Annotated in this window: 18 protein-coding genes; 8 read left to right on the forward strand and 10 right to left on the reverse strand. The window is 62.0% G+C overall.

Features of this window, described 5'->3' with window-relative positions; all coding sequences use genetic code 11:
- Positions 1-6 precede the first annotated feature (6 nt).
- Positions 7-1,119: an NAD(P)/FAD-dependent oxidoreductase gene (locus M0654_RS09790; protein WP_248682924.1), complete on the reverse strand. Its 1,113-nt coding sequence runs from the start codon at positions 1,117-1,119 to the stop codon at positions 7-9.
- Positions 1,120-1,236: 117 nt separating this feature from the next.
- Between M0654_RS09790 and M0654_RS09795 the strand changes: the two genes are divergently transcribed.
- The 4 genes from M0654_RS09795 to nadE all read left to right on the forward strand — a co-directional run bounded on the left by M0654_RS09795 (position 1,237) and on the right by nadE (position 5,104).
- Entirely contained in the window at positions 1,237-2,187 is a 951-nt protein-coding gene (locus M0654_RS09795; protein WP_248682925.1) for a D-2-hydroxyacid dehydrogenase, read from the forward strand.
- A gap of 127 nt (positions 2,188-2,314) precedes the next feature.
- On the forward strand, positions 2,315-2,569 hold the full coding sequence (locus M0654_RS09800) for an acyl carrier protein (RefSeq protein WP_248682926.1): 255 nt from the start codon (positions 2,315-2,317) through the stop codon (positions 2,567-2,569).
- 1 nt (position 2,570) lies between these two features.
- Positions 2,571-4,112: a class I adenylate-forming enzyme family protein gene (locus tag M0654_RS09805; RefSeq protein WP_248682927.1), complete on the forward strand. Its 1,542-nt coding sequence runs from the start codon at positions 2,571-2,573 to the stop codon at positions 4,110-4,112.
- 11 nt (positions 4,113-4,123) lie between these two features.
- Complete coding sequence (nadE, locus tag M0654_RS09810) at positions 4,124-5,104, forward strand: NAD(+) synthase (RefSeq protein ID WP_248683060.1); 981 nt, start codon at positions 4,124-4,126, stop codon at positions 5,102-5,104.
- Positions 5,105-5,110: 6 nt separating this feature from the next.
- Here the strand turns inward: nadE and M0654_RS09815 are convergent, their stop codons facing one another.
- Both M0654_RS09815 and M0654_RS09820 read right to left on the reverse strand, forming a co-directional pair.
- Complete coding sequence (locus M0654_RS09815; RefSeq protein ID WP_248682928.1) at positions 5,111-6,217, reverse strand: hypothetical protein; 1,107 nt, start codon at positions 6,215-6,217, stop codon at positions 5,111-5,113.
- An 87-nt stretch (positions 6,218-6,304) separates the two neighbouring features.
- The gene (locus M0654_RS09820) at positions 6,305-6,697 is read right to left on the reverse strand and encodes a PRC-barrel domain-containing protein (RefSeq protein WP_118848581.1); all 393 of its coding nucleotides are present in this window, start codon (positions 6,695-6,697) and stop codon (positions 6,305-6,307) included.
- A 241-nt stretch (positions 6,698-6,938) separates the two neighbouring features.
- Between M0654_RS09820 and M0654_RS09825 the strand changes: the two genes are divergently transcribed.
- The 3 genes from M0654_RS09825 to pgi all read left to right on the forward strand — a co-directional run bounded on the left by M0654_RS09825 (position 6,939) and on the right by pgi (position 11,740).
- Positions 6,939-8,636: a long-chain fatty acid--CoA ligase gene (locus tag M0654_RS09825; protein ID WP_248682929.1), complete on the forward strand. Its 1,698-nt coding sequence runs from the start codon at positions 6,939-6,941 to the stop codon at positions 8,634-8,636.
- Positions 8,637-8,784: 148 nt separating this feature from the next.
- Entirely contained in the window at positions 8,785-10,014 is a 1,230-nt protein-coding gene (locus M0654_RS09830) for an alpha/beta hydrolase (protein WP_248682930.1), read from the forward strand.
- Between the two features lie 97 nt (positions 10,015-10,111).
- Positions 10,112-11,740: a glucose-6-phosphate isomerase gene (gene pgi, locus M0654_RS09835; protein ID WP_248682931.1), complete on the forward strand. Its 1,629-nt coding sequence runs from the start codon at positions 10,112-10,114 to the stop codon at positions 11,738-11,740.
- Between the two features lie 61 nt (positions 11,741-11,801).
- Here pgi and M0654_RS09840 read toward each other — a convergent pair whose 3' ends face one another.
- The 4 genes from M0654_RS09840 to pyrC all read right to left on the reverse strand — a co-directional run bounded on the left by M0654_RS09840 (position 11,802) and on the right by pyrC (position 15,896).
- On the reverse strand, positions 11,802-12,728 hold the full coding sequence (locus M0654_RS09840; protein ID WP_248682932.1) for a carbohydrate kinase family protein: 927 nt from the start codon (positions 12,726-12,728) through the stop codon (positions 11,802-11,804).
- A 55-nt stretch (positions 12,729-12,783) separates the two neighbouring features.
- Positions 12,784-13,479 carry an orotate phosphoribosyltransferase gene (locus M0654_RS09845; RefSeq protein WP_248682934.1) on the reverse strand — a complete coding sequence of 232 codons (696 nt, stop codon included), beginning with the start codon at positions 13,477-13,479 and terminating at the stop codon, positions 12,784-12,786.
- Between the two features lie 84 nt (positions 13,480-13,563).
- Positions 13,564-14,739, reverse strand: a complete 1,176-nt coding sequence (locus M0654_RS09850) for a GGDEF domain-containing protein (RefSeq protein WP_248682935.1) — start codon at positions 14,737-14,739, stop codon at positions 13,564-13,566.
- 119 nt (positions 14,740-14,858) lie between these two features.
- A complete protein-coding gene (pyrC, locus tag M0654_RS09855) occupies positions 14,859-15,896 on the reverse strand; it encodes a dihydroorotase (RefSeq protein ID WP_248682936.1) in 1,038 nt (345 codons plus the stop codon).
- A gap of 234 nt (positions 15,897-16,130) precedes the next feature.
- On the opposite strand from pyrC, the gene M0654_RS09860 reads away from it, so the two are divergent.
- Complete coding sequence (locus M0654_RS09860) at positions 16,131-17,060, forward strand: tetratricopeptide repeat protein (RefSeq protein ID WP_248682937.1); 930 nt, start codon at positions 16,131-16,133, stop codon at positions 17,058-17,060.
- On the opposite strand, the gene M0654_RS09865 is transcribed toward M0654_RS09860, so the two are convergent.
- Genes M0654_RS09865 through M0654_RS09875 form a run of 3 tightly spaced genes read right to left on the reverse strand, consistent with a single transcriptional unit; the run spans position 17,061 to position 20,406 of the window.
- On the reverse strand, positions 17,061-18,098 hold the full coding sequence (locus tag M0654_RS09865) for a 4-hydroxyproline epimerase (protein ID WP_248682938.1): 1,038 nt from the start codon (positions 18,096-18,098) through the stop codon (positions 17,061-17,063).
- Between the two features lie 15 nt (positions 18,099-18,113).
- On the reverse strand, positions 18,114-18,821 hold the full coding sequence (locus M0654_RS09870) for an SDR family oxidoreductase (protein ID WP_248683061.1): 708 nt from the start codon (positions 18,819-18,821) through the stop codon (positions 18,114-18,116).
- 40 nt (positions 18,822-18,861) lie between these two features.
- Positions 18,862-20,406 carry a glycosyltransferase family 39 protein gene (locus tag M0654_RS09875; protein WP_248682939.1) on the reverse strand — a complete coding sequence of 515 codons (1,545 nt, stop codon included), beginning with the start codon at positions 20,404-20,406 and terminating at the stop codon, positions 18,862-18,864.
- Positions 20,407-20,487 lie beyond the last annotated feature (81 nt).

A 20,487-nucleotide genomic window follows, 5' to 3' on the forward strand; every position in this document is an offset into this window, starting at 1 on the left:
CGCCTCCTAAAGGGCGAGGCGCGCCACCCTTTCCGCGATCGCAAGCGATGCGGTGAGCCCCGGGCTTTCGATGCCGTAAAGCGCGATGTAACCGATGTGACCGGTCTGTCCGGGACCCTGGATGATGAAGTCGCCCCCACCTCCCCCATCTGGACCAACGACCTTCGGGCGCATGCCGGCATAGGCTGGCTGAAGCGCGCCGTCCGGCAGGTCCGGCCAATACCGGCGGATCGCCGCATAGAACTTATCGGCGCGGCTCGGGTCGACATCGTAGTCGATGGTGTCGACCCACTCGACGTCCGGGCCAAAACGCGGCTGCCCGGCAAGATCGATGGTGAGATGCACGCCAAGCCCGCCCGGCTCAGGGACCGGGTAGATCAAGCGACTGGCCGGAGCGCGACCTGCCAGCGAGAAATAACAGCCCTTGGCATAATGACGTCCGGGGATCGTCGAGCGTTCGAGGCCGTCGATCGCATCCGACACACTCCAGGCGCCGAGGCCGGCGGCGTTGACGACAAGCCGCGCCTCGATCTCGACCGGATCATCGCCACCGACCGAAAGGCGCACGGCGCCATCGGATAAGCTGCCAGCGGTAACCGGCGAATTCAGGATGATGTGCCCACCGTTCGCTTCGATGTCGGTGCTGAAGGCTTCCATGAGTCCATGGCTGTCGATGATGCCGGTGGATGGCGACACCAGCGCGGCGTAACCCCGGATCGCAGGTTCGATCCCGCCCAGTTCCTTGCCGCCGATGAGATGGCAATCATCGACGCCATTGGCATCTGCCTGTTGCAGGAGCTTTTCGAGATAGGCAACCTCCGCCTCGTTGGAGGCCACGACGAGCTTGCCGCAGCGCCGATGCGGGATGTGCCGGGCGGCGCAATAATCATAAAGCTTGTTCTTGCCGGTGACGCAAAGTTCGGCCTTCAGGCTGCCGGTTGGATAATAAAGGCCAGCATGGATCACCTCGCTGTTGCGCGATGAGGTCACGCTGCCGATCATCGGTTCCGCTTCGAGCAGCACCACCTCGCGGCCGGCGAGCGCCAATTCCCGGGCGATGGCCAATCCGACCACGCCGCCGCCGATGACGACGCAATCCAGTTCCAGCAACTCTGCCATTCACGCTCCGCGGTCTTGCCTTTCGACGTTCAAGCCGGATGATATACGACCAAGATGCTTCGGCTACGCCCATTTCCCGCTTCGGAGGAGAATTCACGACATGCAGGATTTCGCCCAGTGAAGATCGTGTTCCTTGATCGCGATACGATCGGCCCGTCGGTGACAATCACCCGTCCCGCTTTTGCGCATGAATGGGTGGAATACGGCAAGACCGCCGCCGAAGACGTGGCCGAGCGCATTGCCGAGGCGGACGTGGTCATCACCAACAAGGCGCCGGTGCGCGAACAGGCGATGGCCAGCGCGCCCAACCTCAAGATGATCGCCGTGGCAGCCACGGGTTACGACGTCATCGACCTCAGTGCCGCCAAGGCACGCGGCATCGTTGTCTCGAACGTGCGTGGATACGCGGTGAACACCGTACCGGAACACACGTTCGCTCTGATCTTCGCGCTTCGGCGCTCGATCATCGGCTTCCGCCAGGACGTCATCGATGGCGAATGGCAGCGCGCCAACCAGTTCTGCTTCTTCAACCACCCGATCAAGGATCTCGCCGGCTCGACGCTTGGGATCTTCGGGCGCGGCACGCTTGGCCAGTCCGTCGGGCGGATCGGCGAAGCGCTGGGCATGAAGGTCGTCTACGCGGCCCGCAAGGATGCAAGCGAGGTTGGGCCGGGTTACACCGCATTTAACGAGGTGCTGGAGACTGCTGACATCATCACCTTCCACATGCCGCTGACGCCGCAGACGCGCGACCTGATCCGGCTTGAGGAATTCCGGCGGATGAAGAAGCACCCGCTGGTCATCAACACGGCGCGCGGCGGGCTGGTGAACGAAGCCGATCTCGTGACGGCGCTCGATGAAGGGTTGATTGCCGGCGCCGGCTTCGACGTGCTGACCAAGGAGCCTCCGGCGTCGGATAATCCGCTCCTGAAGATCCTCGAACGGCCCAATGTCATCGTGACGCCGCATGTCGCCTGGGCGAGCGACGAGGCAATGCAGACGCTCTGGGGGCAGGTGATCAGCCATATCGAGAATTTCCAGAAGGGTGAGCCCAGCAACGTCCTCTGAGACAAAGGATAAAACGGCCTCCACTGGCAGCCGCCTGAAGGATTACAACCGGCTTTAGCGAAACATTTAGGTGTCGCGTCCAAGATGTGTTCCAGATCAATGGCAATGTTTCTGGGAGAAGGCCGCCATGACGGAGGCAATCGAAGATACAGTCCGTGAATTCATCGCCGAAAACTTTCTGTTTCGGGCAGATGCCGAGGTATCGGACGAGCAGTCGCTGCTCGACACCGGCGTGATGGACTCGACCGGGGTGCTCGAACTGATCGCGTTTCTGGAACAGACCTACGGCATCACGGTTGCTGACGAGGAAATCGTGCCGGAAAACCTCGACAGCATCAGCAACATGACGAGTTACCTTTCGACCAAGCTCGCTGCTGCCTGAGATGCGCATCGAGGCTCGCCTTCGGGACAGCGTCAGACGTTTCGCCGCCAAGACAGCGCTGGTTGTCGGCGATCACCACCTGACCTATGCCGAGCTTGATGCTTTCTCGGATCGTCTCGCCCATTCCCTGATCTCCCAGGGCGTGCAGCACGGCGATCGCGTCCTGATGTTGCTGGAGAACGGCACTGAGGCTGTGGTCTCCTTTTTCGGCATCTGGAAGGCCGGAGCGGTCGCCTGCCCGCTGCATCCGTCGACCAAAGCCGACAAGCTCGCCGCTATCATCGACAGCACGGACGCGCGTGTCCTCATCACCCAGGCGCGCCATCGCAACACCGCCGGCGCCGCCGTCGAAAAAGCAATTTCCAAACCCCTCCTCGTCGTGGCGCAGGGCGAGGACAGCGGCGTACAGTGCTTTGAGGACATGATGACGGGAGCGCCCGATGCTCCGCTCCCGGTCTTTCACGACTGCGACGAGCTGGCGCTGCTGATCCATACCTCGGGTTCGACCGGGCTGCCGAAGGGCGTGATGCTGAGCCACGTCAATATCGATGCGGCCTGCACCGCTATCGCCCGTTACCTCAAGAATTCGGCCGATGATGTCGTGCTGAGCGTGCTGCCCCTCTCCCACGGCTACGGTATCACCCAGATGGTCACCATGGCGTCTGTAGGCGGAACGCTGGTGCTGGAGAAGAGCTTCGCCTTTCCGCGCAAGGCGATGGAGCGCCTCGCGGAGGTAAAGGCAACCGGCTTCCCCCTTGTCCCGGCGATGGCGGCGATGATCAACGGCATGACGGACCTGCCGCCGGGGTCGTTTCCGCATCTTCGCTACGTGACCAGCGCGGCCGCGGCCATGCCACCCACCTTCATCCAGCGGCTGCAGCAACTTTTGCCGCAGACCGAACTGTTCATCATGTACGGCCAGACGGAATGCCTGCGGGCGACCTATCTGCCTCCGGACGAACTTGAGCGCCGGCCGCTTTCGGTCGGAAAGGCCATTCCCGGCACGCGAGCCTTCGTGGTGGATGAGGATGGCCTGCCGGTGCCGCCCGGCGTGGTGGGCGAGTTGGTGATCGAGGGGCCGCATGTGATGCGCGGTTACTGGGGCGACGGGCTTGCAACCGTGCGTGCCTTTCAGCCGACGACGCAGGGGCAACGGTTGCGCACCGGCGACCTGTTCTCGATGGATGAGGACGGTTTCCTGTATTTCATCAGCCGCAGCGACGACATCATCAAGACGCGCGGCGAAAAGGTCAGTCCGCAGGAGGTGGAGCGGGCGCTCTACGCCCTCCCGGGTATCAAGGAGGCGGCCGTCGGAGGGATCGATGATCCGATCTTCGGCCAGACGATACGAGCCTATGTCGTGCTTTGCGAGGGCGCCATGCTCAGCGAGCGGGACATCATCCGCCACTGCGCGGGCGTGCTTGAGGATTTCATGGTGCCGAAAAGCGTGGAGTTCCGGGACGCGCTGCCACGCACCCCAACCGGCAAGATCCGCTTGAGTGCAGACAAGACAAGATCAACCGAACAAGGAAACGTGGCATGAGCCAGAGCCTGATGCGTGCGCCGACAGCAAGCCGTTTCTCTGTCGACGCCCTGAAACTGGATGTGGAAGCGGAGATCGAACGCATCTGCGGCTGGCTGCGGGAAACAGTACTCAAGGATCTTCGCAAGCGGGGCGCGGTGCTTGGACTTTCTGGCGGCATCGACTCCAGCGTCACGGCAGCCCTTTGCGCCCGCGCTCTCGGACCGAACAAGGTGACCGGCATCTTCATGCCCGAACACGACTCCGATCCGGAAAGTCTTCGGCTTGGCCAGGCACTCGCGCAGGCGATCGGGATCGAGACGGTGCTAGAGGATATCGGTCCTGCGCTGGCTGCCGCCGGTTGCTACGCGCGGCGCGACGGCTTCATCCGGCAGGTCGTGCCGGAGTTTGGCGAAGGCTGGGGCTGCAAGGTGGTTCTGGAAGATGCGCTGACCGGGCGCGGCTACAACATCTCCTGGCTGGTGGTAGCCAACCCGGCGGGCGAACAGAGCCGCCACCGCATGCCGCTCGATGTCTATCTCGGGATGATCGCGGCCGCGAACATGAAGCAGCGAACCCGCAAGCAGATCGAATATTACCACGCCGACCGGCTGAATTTTGCCGTGGCCGGCACCCCGAACCGGCTGGAATATGACCAGGGCTTCTTCGTGAAAAACGGTGACGGCGCGGCCGATTTCAAGCCGATCGCGCATCTCTACAAGAGCCAGGTCTACCAGCTGGCGGAAGCGTTGGGTGTTCCGGCCGAGATCCGCCGCCGGCCGCCGACGACCGATACCTGGTCACTGCCGCAGGGACAGGACGAATATTACTTCTCGCTACCTTACGACAAAATGGACCTCTGCCTGTTCGGCCTCAACCAAGGGATTTCCCGCGAAGAGGTTGCCGATGCGGTGAACATCACGCCGGATCAGGTGGACGCCGTGTGGCGCAATATCGCCGCCAAGCGCAAGGTCGCGCATTACCTGCACGCCGAACCGGCGACCATGCTCTGAGGGACTTCAGTCGAACCGATCGCCGATCAGTCGCATCCAGCTTTCGCCGGCAATGCCGCTGATCAGGGCTTCGCCGGCGCGGATCGGCTCGAGCAGTGTCTTGTCGCGCGCGGCGGCGACATAAAAGGAACGTGCCTGGAAGACCGCCTGGCGCAACATCAGGCCGGGCGTTAGCCACGGATGGGCGGCGCCACGAACGGCAGCACAGCCGTAATCGTAGGCGTGGGCCAGAAGATCATCGAGCAGGTCATCGACGTATTTTGGTGCGGCCACGGCCTGGAGCACCCAGCCGACCTGTCCAACCGCGGCGAAATAGGCGTAAGCGGCAACCGGCCGACCATCGGAAGCATAACCCACCCGCCACTCTGGATAACCGAGATTGCGCTTCTGCTCCGCATGCCGAAGGAGCCAGCCGAGCGTGTCGCCATTCCAAGCGGGGCGCAGGGGATAAAGATCCTTGAGCGCGAGGAGCGCCTGGCCGAACACCTCGGGCGTCACGTCCTTGAACACCACCTTGCCGCTTACGGCTCGCTTGAAAAATGCTCCGCGCCCAAGGCCGATCGCCCGGTCAGCAATGCGCCCCAGCGGCCGGAGCAGCCTTGCCGCGGCGACCCGCCGCTCCATGAGTTGCACACCCGTGGAAGACGGTCGCAAGACCTTCATCCAGTTCATGCTGTAGCCGGGATCGAGCGGGTGACCCGCCTTCTGCCACATGCCAACGGCGGTCACGTTTGCCGTTTCGGTCAGCGAAAGATCCTGCGGACCCGACAGAAAGGAGCGCACGAGCCGCGCGCCCGCCAGCGGGTTTTCCCTGCCGTTCTCCACCATCAGCGAGCCGGCAAAGGCTGCCCGGATCTCGCGTCCCGAAAGCTCAAGCCGCGATGGAAGCACGCCCATGAAGCCGGTGACCTTGCCGCCAGCCTCCTCGTGGACCTTGGAGCGAATCTCAGGATCCGCCCATGGATGACCGAAGAACGCTTCTTCCAGGTAACCCGGAAGCGTTGCCGGCATCTTTTTCGACCCGCGAAAGGTCTTCTGGAACAGTCGAGCGACTGCTTCGACGTCCCTGCGCTCGAAGTCGCGGACTATGCCCGCTTCCCTACCTGCCGCCATGGTAGCTCCCTTAACTGTACCACCATGTATCAGCACAATCGAACAGGTGAAAAGAGGCCCGTTCGGGCCTCTCTTCAAAGTGTTGTTTTACATCCAGTACGGCGGAACGCCGTAGTAGTCGTAGATCGTCCGGCCCTTGTCGTCGAACCAGGCATCGTCGTTGAGGTCGCGATAGCGGGGAGCAGCCGTGATCTGGTCCTTGGTCAGGTCGATGCGGTAGCCATCAAGCTGTTCGTCGTAATGCAGCTTTTCCCAAGGCAGCGGGTAATAATCATCACCAATCCCGAGGAAGCCGCCGAAGCTCAGCACCGCATAAGCGACGCGGCCACCGCGCTTTTCCAGAAGAACGCGGGCGATCGAGCCGATGTGCTCGCCATCAGCGCCGTAGACGCGTGTGCCTTCCACCTTGTCGCTGGCGATCAGCGACGGCGTGTCCTTCACGTAAGGGTCCTGGCCGGCCTTCGGTTCATGATGCAGCATGACGCAGCTCCTTGTTTCTGTTCGATCGGTACCGCTGAAGAACGCGGCTGTGCATGACCCGGTTCCGCCGCTCTCGGAGTCGTTTGACGTTTACGTCAAAGTTATATAGCTGTTGAAAATCGAGGCTCTGGCTATCGGCCTCACGGACGTGGCATAGTCTCATACCTGCAGCAAAGTGGAGGCTTTGCCGCGGTCGTGCGAACAGCGCGAACAAGAGAAAAAGAACAAGGAGGGGTTGGCAATGAATGAAGTGACGGCACAGACGCAAGCGCAGCCTGCAAAGTTTTGGCTTGCCTCTTACCCACCCACCGTACCGGCCGAGATACCGCCGCTGAAGCATCAATCGCTGGGTGAACTTTTCGAAGACAGCTGCCAGCGTTATTCAGACCGCCTCGCCTTTACCAGCATGGGCAAGTCGCTGACCTTCAGGGAACTGGAGGTCGAAAGCCGCAAGGTTGCCGCCTGGCTGCAGGCGAAGGGCCTCACCAAGGGTGACCGCGTCGCCGTGATGCTGCCGAACGTGCTGCAGAACCCCGTCATCGTCTACGGCATCCTTCGGGTCGGCATGGTCGTCGTCAACGTCAACCCGCTCTACACGCCGCGCGAGCTCGCCCACCAATTAAAAGATTCCGGCGCCAAGGCGATCTTCGTTCTTGAAAACTTTGCCCACACCTTGCAGCAGGCATTGCCGAGCACGGACGTGAAGCATGTGGTCGTCGCCACCATGGGCGACATGCTCGGCATCAAGGGGCACATCGTCAACCTGGTCGTGCGCAAGGTGAAGAAACTGGTGCCGCAATGGGCCCTGCCCGGCTCGACGAGCTTCAAGCAACTGGTTGCCGAAGGTGCACGCTTGTCTGTGACGCCGGTGGAGGTTTCCTCGTCCGACGTCGCGTTCCTGCAATATACCGGCGGCACGACCGGCGTTTCCAAGGGCGCGATCCTGACCCATGCAAACCTGCTCGCCAACAAGGAGCAGATGGCCATGTGGCTGGAGACGGCCTTTCTCAGCAAGCCTCGGCCGGATCAACTGCAGTTCCTCTGCGCCCTGCCGCTCTACCATATCTTCGCGCTGACCGTGAACTCGCTGATGGGCGTCGCGACCGGCAGCCACAATATCCTGATCGCCAACCCGCGCGATATTCCGGCCTTCGTCAAGGAACTGCAGAAGTACAAGGTCCACGTCTTCCCGGGCCTCAACACGCTGTTCAACGCGCTGATGAACAATGCGGATTTCCAGAAGCTCGACTTCTCGTCGCTGCTGCTGGTGTTTGGCGGCGGCATGTCGGTGCAGCGGCCGGTTGCCGAACGCTGGCTGAAGATGACCGGCTGCCAGATCACCGAAGGTTACGGCCTGTCGGAGACCTCGCCGGTCGCCACCGCAAACCGGCTCGACACGAAGGAATTCACCGGCATGATCGGCCTGCCGATCCCGTCGACGGAGGTTTCCATTCGTGACGATGACGGAAAGGAAGTCGAGCTTGGTGATGTCGGAGAGATCTGCATCCGCGGACCGCAGGTCATGGCCGGTTACTGGAACCGGCCGGACGAGACAGCCAAGGTGATGACCGCGGACGGCTATTTCCGCACCGGCGACATGGGCTACATGGACCGTCAGGGTTACACCAAGATCGTTGACCGCAAGAAGGACATGATCCTCGTGTCCGGCTTCAACGTGTACCCCAACGAGGTCGAGGAAGTCGTCGCCATGCATCCGGGCGTGCTGGAATGCGCCGCGATCGGCGTGCCGGACCAGCATTCGGGAGAGGCGGTCAAGCTCTTCATCGTGAAGAAGGACCCGAACCTGACTGAAGCCGACGTCAAGGCACACTGCGCAACGAACCTGACCAACTACAAGCGGCCGCGCTATATCGAGTTCCGCACTGAGCTGCCGAAGTCGAATGTCGGCAAGATCCTGCGCCGGGAGTTGCGCGGCTAGGCTTCAAAGCGTTGCAAGGCTGCGACAGAGCACGGCCAAGCATATCAAGACCAGCGTCCACTGGTGCTTTCGCGGTGGACGTTGGGCTGCTTCATGGCCTAGGCCATCTCGTTGGTTGACCCGTGGAGTGAGCGTGAAAAACGACCCCGTGAGATTATCCCGTTGGTTCTGCGCGGTGCTTGTCGTCGCGCTGCTGGCGGGTTGCGCCGGGCGGCCGGAAGGCGTGCTAATTCCAACAACCGAGCGCGCCGCCGGCACCTCACGCGTCGATGTACTGGTTGCGACCACGCGGCGTCCGAGCGAAGAGCCGGGCATCCTGTTTTCCGGCGAGCGCGGCAAGGAACCGCAGGTTACCGAAATCGCAGTCTCCATTCCGCCTGACAGCAAGCGCGAAGTGGGCCAGGTTCAGTGGCCGAAGAAACTGCCGCCGAACCCGGAGAAGGAGTTCGCGACGGTTTCGGTGACACCGCTGGAGACGGCCGGTGCCACGGCATGGCTGAAGCGCACCCTGCCGAAGAGCCGGCGCGTGCTTGTCTTCGTGCACGGCTTCAACAATCGCTATGAGGATGCGGTCTACCGCTTTGCGCAGATCGTTCACGACTCGAAGGCGGATGCAGCACCGGTGCTGTTTACCTGGCCGTCGCGCGGCAGCGTGTTTGCCTATAACTACGACAAGGAAAGCACCAACTATTCCCGCGACGCTCTTGAAGCGCTGCTACGCAGGCTGGCGCGGGAGCCGGCCGTCGGCGAAGTCACCATCATGGCTCATTCCATGGGTTCGTGGCTGACGGTCGAAGCGCTGCGGCAGATGGCGATCCGCGACGGACGCGTGGCACCGAAGATCCAGAACGTCATCCTCGCTTCGCCGGACCTCGATGTGGATGTCTTCAGCCGCCAACTGGCGGAGATCGGCCCGAAGCGGCCGAGCTTTACTCTTTTCGTGTCGCGCGATGACCGGGCGCTCAGCCTGTCGCGCCGCATTTCCGGCAACGTGGACCGGCTCGGCCAGGTCGATCCGATGGCAGAACCCTATCGCACCGAGTTCGAGAAAGCCGGGATCGTCGTCCTCGACCTCACGGCACTGAAGGGCAATGACCAGCTCAACCACGGCAAGTTCGCAGAAAGCCCGGAAGTGGTGCGGCTGCTCGGCAATCGCCTGATTGCAGGCCAGACGGTGACGGATTCCCATGTCGGCTTTGGCGAGCGGCTGGGTGCTGTGGCCTTCGGCGCGGCGCAGAGCGTCGGCAGCGCGGCAAGTGTCGCCGTCAGCACGCCGATTGCGGTTTTCGACCCGACCACGCGTCGCAACTATCGCGATCAGGTGGACCGTTTCGGCAACTCCTTGGGCGGAACAGTCGTTACGGCTGTGGGTCAATAAGATCCACATAATGGTCCGGCATGGCCCATGACATGGCTTGATTTGGAGGGGAAAGGGAATAGGTTCCCGCCATACCTTCCGAATGCGAGGACATGCCATGCAGGCCATCATTGAAGAGCTGAAGACAACTGCTGCCCGGACCAATGCGACCGATATACGGGCCGCCTTTGCAGCCGATCCCGGCCGTTTCGACAAGTTCAGCGCCAGCTTCGATGACCTAATGATGGACTATTCCAAGACCGCGGTGAACGATGACGTGTTGCGGCTGCTGGAACAGCTGGCGGAGACGGGCGGCGTTGCCGACAAGCGCGAGGAAATGTTCTCCGGCGCGCCGATCAACTTCACCGAAGGCCGCGCGGTTCTGCACACGGCGCTGCGCAACCGCTCCAACACGCCGGTGCTGGTCGACGGCAAGGACGTCATGGCGGACGTCAATGCGGTGCTTGCCGCCATGGATCGGTTCGCGGACGGCATCCGCTCCGGCGCGCTCAAGGGTGCGACGGGCAAGGCGATCACAGATGTCGTCAACATCGGGATTGGCGGCTCCGACCTTGGCCCGGTCATGGCGACGCTGGCGCTTGCGCCCTTCCACGACGGTCCGCGCGCGCATTTCGTTTCGAATGTCGATGGCGCCCATATTGCTGATACGCTGAAGCTGCTCAATGCCGAGACGACGCTGTTCATCATTGCGTCCAAAACTTTCACCACCATCGAGACCATGACCAACGCTGCCTCGGCGCGCGCCTTCATTGCCGACAAGCTCGGCAACGACGCGGTCAAGCATCACTTCGCGGCCGTTTCGACCGCGCTGGACAAGGTAGCCGCCTTCGGGATTGAACAGGACCGGGTATTCGGCTTCTGGGACTGGGTCGGCGGACGTTATTCGATCTGGTCGGCGATCGGCCTGCCGCTGATGATCGCCATAGGTCCGGACAACTTCGGAAAGTTCCTCGACGGCGCGCATGCCATGGACACGCATTTCCGCAGCGCTCCGGTTCGCCAGAACCTGCCGATGCTGCTCGGCCTGATCGGCTTCTACCATCGCAACGTGCTGGGTTATTCAACGCGCGCGATCCTGCCTTACGACCAGCGTCTGCTGCGTTTCCCGGCCTATTTGCAGCAGCTCGACATGGAATCGAACGGCAAGGGCGTGACGATCGACGGAAAGCCCGTCGAAGCCAATTCCGGACCGGTTGTCTGGGGCGAGCCCGGCACCAACGGCCAGCACGCCTTCTACCAGCTCATCCACCAGGGCACGAGCATCATACCGGCCGAATTCATGATCGCCGCGAACGGCTTCGAGCCGCATCTGCGCCACCAGCACGACCTGCTGATCGCCAACTGCCTGGCGCAATCGGAAGCCTTGATGAAGGGCCGCACCTTCGAGGAAGCCAAGGCGCAGCTCACTGCCAAGGGCATGGACGACAAGCAGGCCGATTTCATCGCGCCGCATCGCGTCTTCACCGGCAACCGTCCGTCGATCACCTTCGTTTATGACAAGCTGACACCGTTTGCGCTCGGCCGCCTGATCGCGCTTTACGAGCACCGGGTGTTTGTTGAAGGCGTGCTTTTCCGCATCAACTCCTTCGACCAGTGGGGCGTGGAACTGGGCAAGGAATTGGCGACGGGCCTGCTTCCGGTTGTGGAAGGCAAAGAAAGCGCAGAGAGCCACGACTCCTCGACCCAAGGCCTCGTCAAGGCACTGGCCGGGATGAAGAAGGCCTGAGAGTTATCTGTCAGAAGCGAGCACCCCGGATAAGGCCGGGGTGCTCCTAAAGAATACCGGCTTAGAGCCCGATCTCGTGCGCGAAGGGTGGGTTTGCGCCAGCGCGTGATACAGTGACGGCCGCGGCCTTTGCGCCAAGCGCCAGCGCCTTGTTCACCTGATCCTCCGTCAGCGCCGCAATCTTTTCCTTCGTGAGGAGGTCCTGCATCTTGAACGATGCGAGGATGCCGGCATCGAAGGTATCGCCAGCGCCGACCGTATCCACCACCGTCACGCGCTCGCTCGGCACCGAGGTCTTGAAGCCCCGCGTATACCCCGTAGCGCCCTCGGCGCCGCGTGTCAGCACAACAAGCTTGGCGCCTGCGTCCAGCCAGTGGTTGGCAAGCGTGTCATGGTCGCCTTGCATGCCGAACCATTCCAGGTCCTCGTCGGAGAACTTGATGATGTCCGACATCGCCGCCATGCGGCGCACGCGGTCGAGATGCTTTTGCTTGTCCTTGATGAAGCCAGGGCGGATGTTCGGGTCAAAGGAGATGACGCGCTTGCCATGCTCCCTCGCCATCAGCGCCTCGTAGGTGCTGCCGCATGGTTCCGGGATGAGACTGATCGCACCGAAATGCATCGCCTCGCAATCATCCCCCAGCGCCGGCAGGTCGTCGAGGCTGAGCATCCGGCCAGCGGTTCCCTCGTCATAGAAGGCATAGCTCGCCTGCCCGTTGACGAGTTTGACGAAGGCGATGGTCGTCGGACGCGAGGAGACAGCCGAGAAGCTGGCGTCGACATTGCTCTGCGCCAGCGTCTCGCGCAGAATGTCGCCCATCATGTCGTCCGAGAGGCCGGTAAAGAAGCCGGTCGGCTGGCCGAGCCTGCCAAGTGCGATCGCGGTATTGAAGACCGCGCCGCCCGCATAAGGCGCAAAACCCTTCTCTCCCAGCGTGGTTTCACGCGGCAGCATGTCAATCAAGGCTTCGCCGCAGCACAGGATCATTCTTCCCTCCCGGTCTTGTTCCTGCTTCTCGCTTAACTGAGCTTTTGTCGCTTGCCTAGAGCGAAAGCTCACTCACGCCGCCATTGCGGCCGGACCAGGCGAGAGGTGCATCGAGGAAGGCTTCGACTTCGCGCAGCGTCGTTTCGTCAAACAGCTTGCCGTTGCGTGCGACCGCCAGCACGTTGCGCCAGGTGGCGATACGGTGAAGCTGGACCTTGCCATTGGCAAGACGCTGCCCGGCTTCCGGGAAAATGTCATAGAAGAAGAGCGCAATGCCGTGGTCGACCACGCCGCCGGCGGCACGGATGGCGTCGATGAAGGTGAACATGCTGCCGCCAGCCGTGGTCAGGTCCTCGATGACGAGGACGCGAGCACCTTCTGGCATATAGCCTTCGATCTGCGCGCTGCGGCCATGGCCTTTCGGCTTCTTGCGGACATAGATCATCGGCAGGCCAAGCCGCTCAGCCAGGAAGGCCGCGAAGGGAATACCGGCCGTCTCGCCACCCGCGATGCAATCGAACTTCTCGAAGCCAGCGTCGCGCATGATGGTCGCGGCTGCAAAATCCATGATCGTGGAGCGGATACGCGGGTAAGAAATGAGCTTGCGGCAATCGATATAGACCGGGCTCATCATGCCGGAGGCCAGCTTGTAGGGCTTGTCCGCACTGAAATGGACGGCGCCGATTTCCCAGAGCATCTTGGCCATCAGCTCTGCCATCACGTCACGATCGGGAAATGTGGTCTGTATCATCCGCGCTATCCTTCTAAAGAACCACGCGCCGCAATAGCAGGATGCTGGGATTGCCGCCAGACGAGCAGAGAAATAAAGCCTGGATCAGGCGCTGGTTCGTGTCCCGGTGACGGTAACCGGCCGCAGGTAGTCGGCAACCACCACGCGATCACGCCCGCCGCGCTTTGCCTCAAAGAGCGCGTTGTCGGCTCGGCTGAGCACTGCCTCGAATGGCTCGCCACCGGCTGACCCGACCGCGATGCCGGCGCTGACGGTGCATTGCAGGATCGCGTCTCCAACCGGAATGGTCCTGGCGGCGAAGGCGCGGCAGATATCCGTCGCCACCTTTTCCGCCCTGCCCGGCAGGACATTCTCCAGGATCATCGTGAACTCTTCGCCGCCGAGGCGCGCAACCGTCTGGCCCGGCGTGATCCCGGACCTTAAGTCTTCGGCGAACAGCTTCAGGACCAGGTCACCGGTTGCGTGGCCGAAGCGGTCGTTGATCGACTTGAACCGGTCGACATCGAAGACCACGACGGCGGTCGATGGCTTCAGGACGCGGTGGCCGTTTTCCTCGAACAGGGCACGACGGTTCATCAGCCCGGTCAAGGCATCCGTCATCGCCTCGTGACGATGGTGGGCTGCCATGCGCCATTGATGCAGGGCAAGCGACAAGGCGCCGATCCCGGTCATGCCGGCGATGCAGACGCCGAGGTTGAGGTTTTCAGCCCAATTGTCCGGCGCCTGGCCAAGGGTCCATTGCTTTTCCGTGATCAGCACCAAGGCGCAAAGGACGAAGCTCAGGCCGCTCAGGGCGTAAAGGATTGCCATGCCGCATAACGGGCCGGGCGCTTCGCGGCGAGCGGCGACATATTGCCAGCCTGTGCCGACCAGGAGGGCCGCGGCAGCGACGTTCATGACAATCAGTCCAACACCATCGAGATCTGCCAGCAACGGCGGCAGGCCGACGGCGATGCAGAGGATGGAAAGAACCGCTGCCAGCATCCAGGGCTTGCGCCCGGTCCGGAACTGGACTGAGGCGGCATAGGTCGCCGAAAAGCCGGTGACCAGGAAGATATACGCCATGCAGACCCACATCTCCCCGCTCTGCAACGTATAGGAGCTATAGGCGAAAATGCCGGTGACAATCAGCGCCAGCGCCACCACCAGCGTGAGCAGAAAGGAATCTGTTCGCCGTGAGAACCACGTGCCGAAAAGCGTCACCACCAGGCATGCTGCGGATACGCCAAGCGCCAGCAGGAGAGACTTGTAGTCAAGCATGCTCTAAGGTTCTTTCTAGCGTGACAGCGGATGATACGGCTGCACGCTAGTTCTCGATCCTTCCCAAATGGTTACCAGCAAGAATAAAATGCAACCAATTTGACGTGTTGCCGCAATTGCTAAACCACGTGCCAGTGAAGCGGGTACATGGGGTCGAAGACCGTGATTGCACCTGCTTCGGTATCCCGTTTGTCAGGATAGACGGCCGGCTCGTCACGCTTTTCGAGTGTGATCGTTTCTTCATTGACCGGCAGGCCGTACCAGGCCGGACCGTTCAGCGAGGCGAAGGCTTCGAGCTTGTCGAGCGCCTTCTCCTCTTCAAAAACATGCGCGAGGCAGCTCATGGTGTTGAGCGAGGTATAGATGCCGGCGCAGCCGCAGGCACATTCCTTCAGCGGATCGACATGCGGTGCGGAATCGGTGCCGAGGAAGAACCGCGCGTCGCCCGAGGTTGCCGCGGCCCGCAGGGCGAGCCGGTGGTTTTCCCGCTTGGCGACCGGCAGGCAGTAATAATGCGGGCGGATGCCGCCGACGAGGATAGCATTGCGGTTGATGATGAGGTGGTGCGTGGTGATCGAGCCCGCGAGATTGCGCTCTGCCGACTTGATGTAGTTGATGCCGTCCGCCGTGGTCACATGCTCCACGGTGACCTTGAGCTCCGGCAGGCGGCGACGCAGCGGCTCCAGCACCGTTTCAATGAACACGGCTTCGCGGTCGAAGATATCCACTTCCGGATTGGTGACCTCACCATGGACGCAAAGCGGCAGGCCGATCTTGGCCATGCGCTCCAGCACCGGCATGGCATTATCAAGATTGCGAACACCGCCATGGGAGTTGGTCGTCGCACCCGCAGGGTAAAGCTTCACGGCGGTGATCAGCCCGCTCTTCTTGCCCTCCTCCACATCATCCGGCTGCGTATGCTCCGTGAGATACAGCGTCATCAGCGGCTGGAAGCGGTCGCCAACCGGAAGCGCGGCCATGATGCGCTCGCGATAGGCCTTGGCATCCTCAGTCGTCACCACCGGCGGCACGAGGTTCGGCATGATGATGGCTCGGGCGAAATGGCGGCTCGTATCGCCGATGACGCCCTTGAGGACGGCGCCATCGCGCAGGTGCAGGTGCCAGTCATCGGGGCGGCGAAGGGTGAGGGTCTTCATGGGGAGCACTTCCGAGAGGTCATCGATGCCCTCGCCATACCATCAAGCGGCGTCTTGAAACAATCCGAAGCGATGCTCCAAACGCGTCATTCACGCGGCGGCAGCGGCTGGTGCTCACAAAAATGTGCGGGGATCAGGGGGCGCGTACATTCGAATACGCTGAAGTACTCGGAACCGACTCGCGGTTCGGGCGTTCGTTAAGCAATCTGAAGAATGTATGAATCGGGGCGCACAATGACTTTCAGCGCATCTAAAGTCAACAAGGGTTTCGCATTATTCACAAGCACGGCGGTGGCCTTGTGCGTGTTGACGGTTTCACCCGGCGCGGAAGAGCGCGCCCAGTTGCAGCTCGCGTCGGCCATGCAGTCGGATTGCGACCGGCTTGCCGGCAGCCCGTTCGACCAGCAGCGCAACAGCGAGTTCTCGCCGGTCGGCATCGGCGAGATCGATGGCGCCGCCGTTGATGCCTGCCGCGTGGCCTTCGAGACCACCGGGAACCCGCGCTTCGCCTACCAGCTTGGCCGCGCGCTGAACAACGCCCAGCAGGCCGACCAGGCGATGAGCGCCTATAACGCCGCAGTCCAGGCGAATTATCCGGCCGCCAAGGTGAACTTCGGCATGCTGATGGGCCGCCTTGGTGACGAAAAGGCCGAGTTCCAGCTTTACACGGAAGCCGCACAGGGCGGCAACGTGCTCGCTGCATATAACCTCGGCGTCGCCTATCGCGACGGCCTCGGGACGGAAAAGGACGTCAACAAGGCGCTCGAGTGGTTCGAAAAGGCCGCCGCCGAAGGTGACGACACTGCCGCCTTCAATATCGGCGCGATCTATGATGAAGGCCAGCTTGTTCCGGCCGACGACCAGACGGCGATTGCTTGGTACGACCTTGCCGCCCAGCGCGGCAACAAGGACGCGATGATCAACCTTGGCCTGATGTATGAGGCGGGCGAAGGCATTGAGCCGAATGCGCAGAAGGCAGCTGAGATGTATCGCCAGGCCGCCGAGCATGGCGACCTGTTCGGGGCCTACAAGTTCCTGCAGATGCAGGAACTCGGCGTCGTGCCGGCTCCCTCCAACCCGGCCATGGCCGAAGGCGTCAACTCGCTGGTGCTGAAGCCTGGCGATGCCACGGACACCCTCAACTCCAGCGCCAGGGAGATCTGATCAGATCTCCCCTGCGGATGGCCCCCAGACATCGGTCATCGCAAAGCCGTCCGAGAGCGGATCGAACGGATCGAGCGCAATCTGGTGAAGCCCGAAGGTGAACCCACGGCCGGTGATCGTTGGAACGATTGCCGGCTTTCCTGCGACCTCGGTTTCCGCCGAAAGCCCTACCTCGAATTGCGAGCCGATGATGGAACGCGACTTAAACAAGTCGCCCACTTTGACCTTGCCCCGTGCGTGAAGTGCCGCAAGATTGGCCGAGTTACCCGTGCCGCAGGGTGAACGGTCGGCGCGGCCCGGCCACATGGTGGTGCAGGTGCGCACCGTGCCATCCGCCTCCGTATCGCGAAACATCACGTAAGCAACGCCGGAGATCGCGGGGATATCCGGGTGAACCACCGTCATTTGCTGGTTGATGAGGCTCTTCAGCACCATGCCTGCCTCGACAAGTGCTGCCGCATTGCCCTTCTCGATCGTCAGGCCAATCTGGCCGACATCCACCAGTCCGTAGAAGATACCCCCGTAACACAGGTCCAGCTTGATCTCGCCCCAGCGCGGCGTCTGGAGCGTCACGTCCAACTGGTGCACGAACGACGGCACCATAGTGAGCCTGACCTTTTCGCAGCGCCCGTCGCGGCAGGTTGCGGTTGCCTTCACCAATCCGGCCGCGGTTTCAAGCGTGACGATAGTTTCCGGCTCCTGCATCTCGACGATACCGGCCTCCAGCAGCGCGGTGGTGACGCAGATGGAGTTCGAGCCCGAACTTGCATGCGCCTGGTCCGGCTGCAGGATGATAAAGGCAGCATCTGCATCCGGATGCTTGGCCGGCAGCAGCAGGTTTACCGAGCCGATCGGCGCTCCCCGCGGCTCCAGGCACAGGAAGCGACGCAGTTCCTGCCCCTTCGGATCGGTATTCAGCCAGTGCAACTGTGCTGCGACCGTCTCGCCGGGGATCTTCGGAACGCCGCCGATCGCCACCTTGCCGATTTCGCCTTCACAATGAACGTCCAGCAACTGGATCGTACGCTTCCATCTCATGCGGGTATGTCCTGATTACACGTGCCGGGTGATGCCGCCATCGACCCGGATGTTCTGGCCGGTGATGTACCCGGCTCCGTCCGACAGCAGGAAGGCAGCGGTCTTGGCAATCTCCTCGACCTGACCGATACGCTTCATCGGCACCTTGTCTGCTGTTTCCGGCTTGTGGTTGAGGCTGTCGATATAGCCCGGCAGGATGCAGTTCATGCGGATGTTGTCGGCCGCGTAACGATCGGCGTAGAGCTTGGTGAAGGCGCCGGCCGCGGCACGATAGGTGCACGAAATCGGGAAGATCAGCGAGGGCTCGAAGGCGGCGAAGGTGGTGATGTTGACGAAGGCGCCCTTGCCTTGTTTCTGCATCACCGGCGTCACCAGCCGCGCCATGCGCACCAGCGACAGGATCATCATGTCCGAGCCGAGCGTCCAGTTCTCATCGGTGATGTCGAGCAGGTCGCCTTTCGGCGGATGGCCGGTATGATTGACGACGGCGTCGATGCGGCCATAGGTCTTCATCGTCAGGTCGAAGATCGCCTGGATGTCTTCCGCCTTTTCGGCCACGCCGCGCGAGGCGACACCGCCGAGTTCCGCGGCAAGCCTCTCGCAGCTTTCCGACGGCGACATCAGCGCCAGCTTGTAGCCCTGGGAATGAAGTTCGCGTGCGATCGCCTCGCCCATTCCACGACCGCCGCCGGTGATCAGCGCGACCTTTTCCGTTTCCGCCATTGCCATTCCCTCTCCTGATTTTCGCAGATTTGGCGCAGCCTTAAGGAGCAGCACCCAGCCAGGCGTAACCTAGCCGCAGTTCGGTCTTACCGTCTCCAAAAGAAAAGGGAAGCGCCAGCGTTTTTACCGGCCCGGGAGCGAGCCCCAGTGCCTCGACCTGCGAGAGGTTGATCGGCAGAGGTTCGCTTCCAGTTGAGCCGTTATCGTGCCAGACCACAAGCACAGGCGCCTTCATCGCCTCGCGTGCCGGGAAACCGGTGATGACCTGATCGGCATCAATCACCGGCACATCCGGAAACTGCATGCGCATATTGCCAGCGAGATGCATGCCCGCCGCCACGATGAGGGCCGGCTGACCTTCTGTCTTCAGGATGTCCGCAGCCGCCGCGAAAGGATAGTTGATGCGCGTGTAGGAGCCGGTCAGCCCGCCTGTTACCGTCTTGCCTGGCAGCGGCAGAAGCGTGATGGCCATGATGACAAGGAATACGGGCATCAACCGCTTCAGGCTGCCTCCAACATCCGCTCCGACGTTCTCCAGCTTCAGCAACAGGTAAAGCGGGAATACCAGGAGATAAGGATCAAGCCAGCGTTCGGTGATCTTCGTCGTGCCCGCAACCAGGATGACGACTACGACCCCCAAGAGCGAGATCAGCATGATCCGGCCAAGCAGCCGCGTCACCTGCGTGCCTGTTACGAGGCTGCGCTTGAACTGCCCCTTGAAGGCGATGCCGAAGATGATGACCGTCAGCGCGCCAAAGGCGATGCAAGCCAGCGCGAGCGACCCGAGCGCGCGGATGATGCGAGCCATGCCTTGCGGTGCGTTCGCCTCGACCATCTTGCCGATCGTGCCGGCACTGGCGAGATCAAGGTTGCCGAGCAGCCAGAGCCCGTGGGGCAGAACCACGATTAACCCGGCGAGCGCCGTCAGGAGGATGCGGGGATCGAGCAGCCGCTTGCGCCATTCCCGATCTGCCAGGACAGCAATGAAGGTCGCCGCCGGCAGAAGCACGAAGTTATATTTCGAGATGGTGCCGATGCCGGCCGCAAGCCCCAGGATCAGGTAACCCAGCAAATCCGGCCGCATCAGAATGCGGAACAGCCCATAGAGAAAGAGGGCAGTTGCCATCAGAACCGCGACCGTGTGGGTCAGGTCCTGCTGCGGCATGTAGGAAACCTGCGGCAGCGTCAGCAGGCTGAGCGTCGCAACCGCGACGAAACCGGGGCGATGACCCAGCTCACGCACCGCCAGGCAGAAGAAGGCGTAGGCCAGGAACAGCATCGCGAATTTCGGCAGGACGAGCGCGAACAGCGAGATGCCGAAAACGCTCACGACAGCGTTCTGCACCCAGTTGAAGAACGGCGGCTGCGGCCCGTAACCCAGCAGCCAGTATTGCGAGAACAGGGATTGCTCGGCTTCATCCAGCGTCAGCGCGTTCGGCAGCGCGAGGCGCACGAGCATGCTGAGGATGCAGTAGAGCCCGATGAAGACGAAGAGCGACCACAGGCCCTGCGATAGAAAGCCGGCCAGCTTGCCGGCTCCACCAGAGCTTTCGAGCGATCCCGCCGCTCCGTTCCGATCGCGCATCTTCGACCCCCGACGCATCCCAAGTGCTGCAGCAGGTGGCACGCCACAGGACGCCGATCAACCGAAAAAACGTCCGTTCGA

Origin of the sequence: Neorhizobium turbinariae (assembly GCF_023223505.1) — a bacterium.
GTDB lineage: Bacteria > Pseudomonadota > Alphaproteobacteria > Rhizobiales > Rhizobiaceae > Neorhizobium > Neorhizobium turbinariae.

Coding starts and splice junctions, on each gene's coding strand:
- M0654_RS09875 (WP_248682939.1), bottom strand. CDS start 20,406: ATGCGCGATCGGAACGGAGCGGCGGGATCGCTCGAAAGCTCTGGTGGA.
- M0654_RS09840 (WP_248682932.1), bottom strand. CDS start 12,728: ATGATCCTGTGCTGCGGCGAAGCCTTGATTGACATGCTGCCGCGTGAA.
- M0654_RS09845 (WP_248682934.1), bottom strand. CDS start 13,479: ATGATACAGACCACATTTCCCGATCGTGACGTGATGGCAGAGCTGATG.
- M0654_RS09815 (WP_248682928.1), bottom strand. CDS start 6,217: ATGGCGGCAGGTAGGGAAGCGGGCATAGTCCGCGACTTCGAGCGCAGG.
- M0654_RS09860 (WP_248682937.1), top strand. CDS start 16,131: ATGACTTTCAGCGCATCTAAAGTCAACAAGGGTTTCGCATTATTCACA.
- M0654_RS09865 (WP_248682938.1), bottom strand. CDS start 18,098: ATGAGATGGAAGCGTACGATCCAGTTGCTGGACGTTCATTGTGAAGGC.
- M0654_RS09790 (WP_248682924.1), bottom strand. CDS start 1,119: ATGGCAGAGTTGCTGGAACTGGATTGCGTCGTCATCGGCGGCGGCGTG.
- M0654_RS09870 (WP_248683061.1), bottom strand. CDS start 18,821: ATGGCGGAAACGGAAAAGGTCGCGCTGATCACCGGCGGCGGTCGTGGA.
- M0654_RS09850 (WP_248682935.1), bottom strand. CDS start 14,739: ATGCTTGACTACAAGTCTCTCCTGCTGGCGCTTGGCGTATCCGCAGCA.
- nadE (WP_248683060.1), top strand. CDS start 4,124: ATGCGTGCGCCGACAGCAAGCCGTTTCTCTGTCGACGCCCTGAAACTG.
- pgi (WP_248682931.1), top strand. CDS start 10,112: ATGCAGGCCATCATTGAAGAGCTGAAGACAACTGCTGCCCGGACCAAT.
- M0654_RS09820 (WP_118848581.1), bottom strand. CDS start 6,697: ATGCTGCATCATGAACCGAAGGCCGGCCAGGACCCTTACGTGAAGGAC.
- M0654_RS09800 (WP_248682926.1), top strand. CDS start 2,315: ATGACGGAGGCAATCGAAGATACAGTCCGTGAATTCATCGCCGAAAAC.
- M0654_RS09825 (WP_248682929.1), top strand. CDS start 6,939: ATGAATGAAGTGACGGCACAGACGCAAGCGCAGCCTGCAAAGTTTTGG.
- pyrC (WP_248682936.1), bottom strand. CDS start 15,896: ATGAAGACCCTCACCCTTCGCCGCCCCGATGACTGGCACCTGCACCTG.
- M0654_RS09805 (WP_248682927.1), top strand. CDS start 2,571: ATGCGCATCGAGGCTCGCCTTCGGGACAGCGTCAGACGTTTCGCCGCC.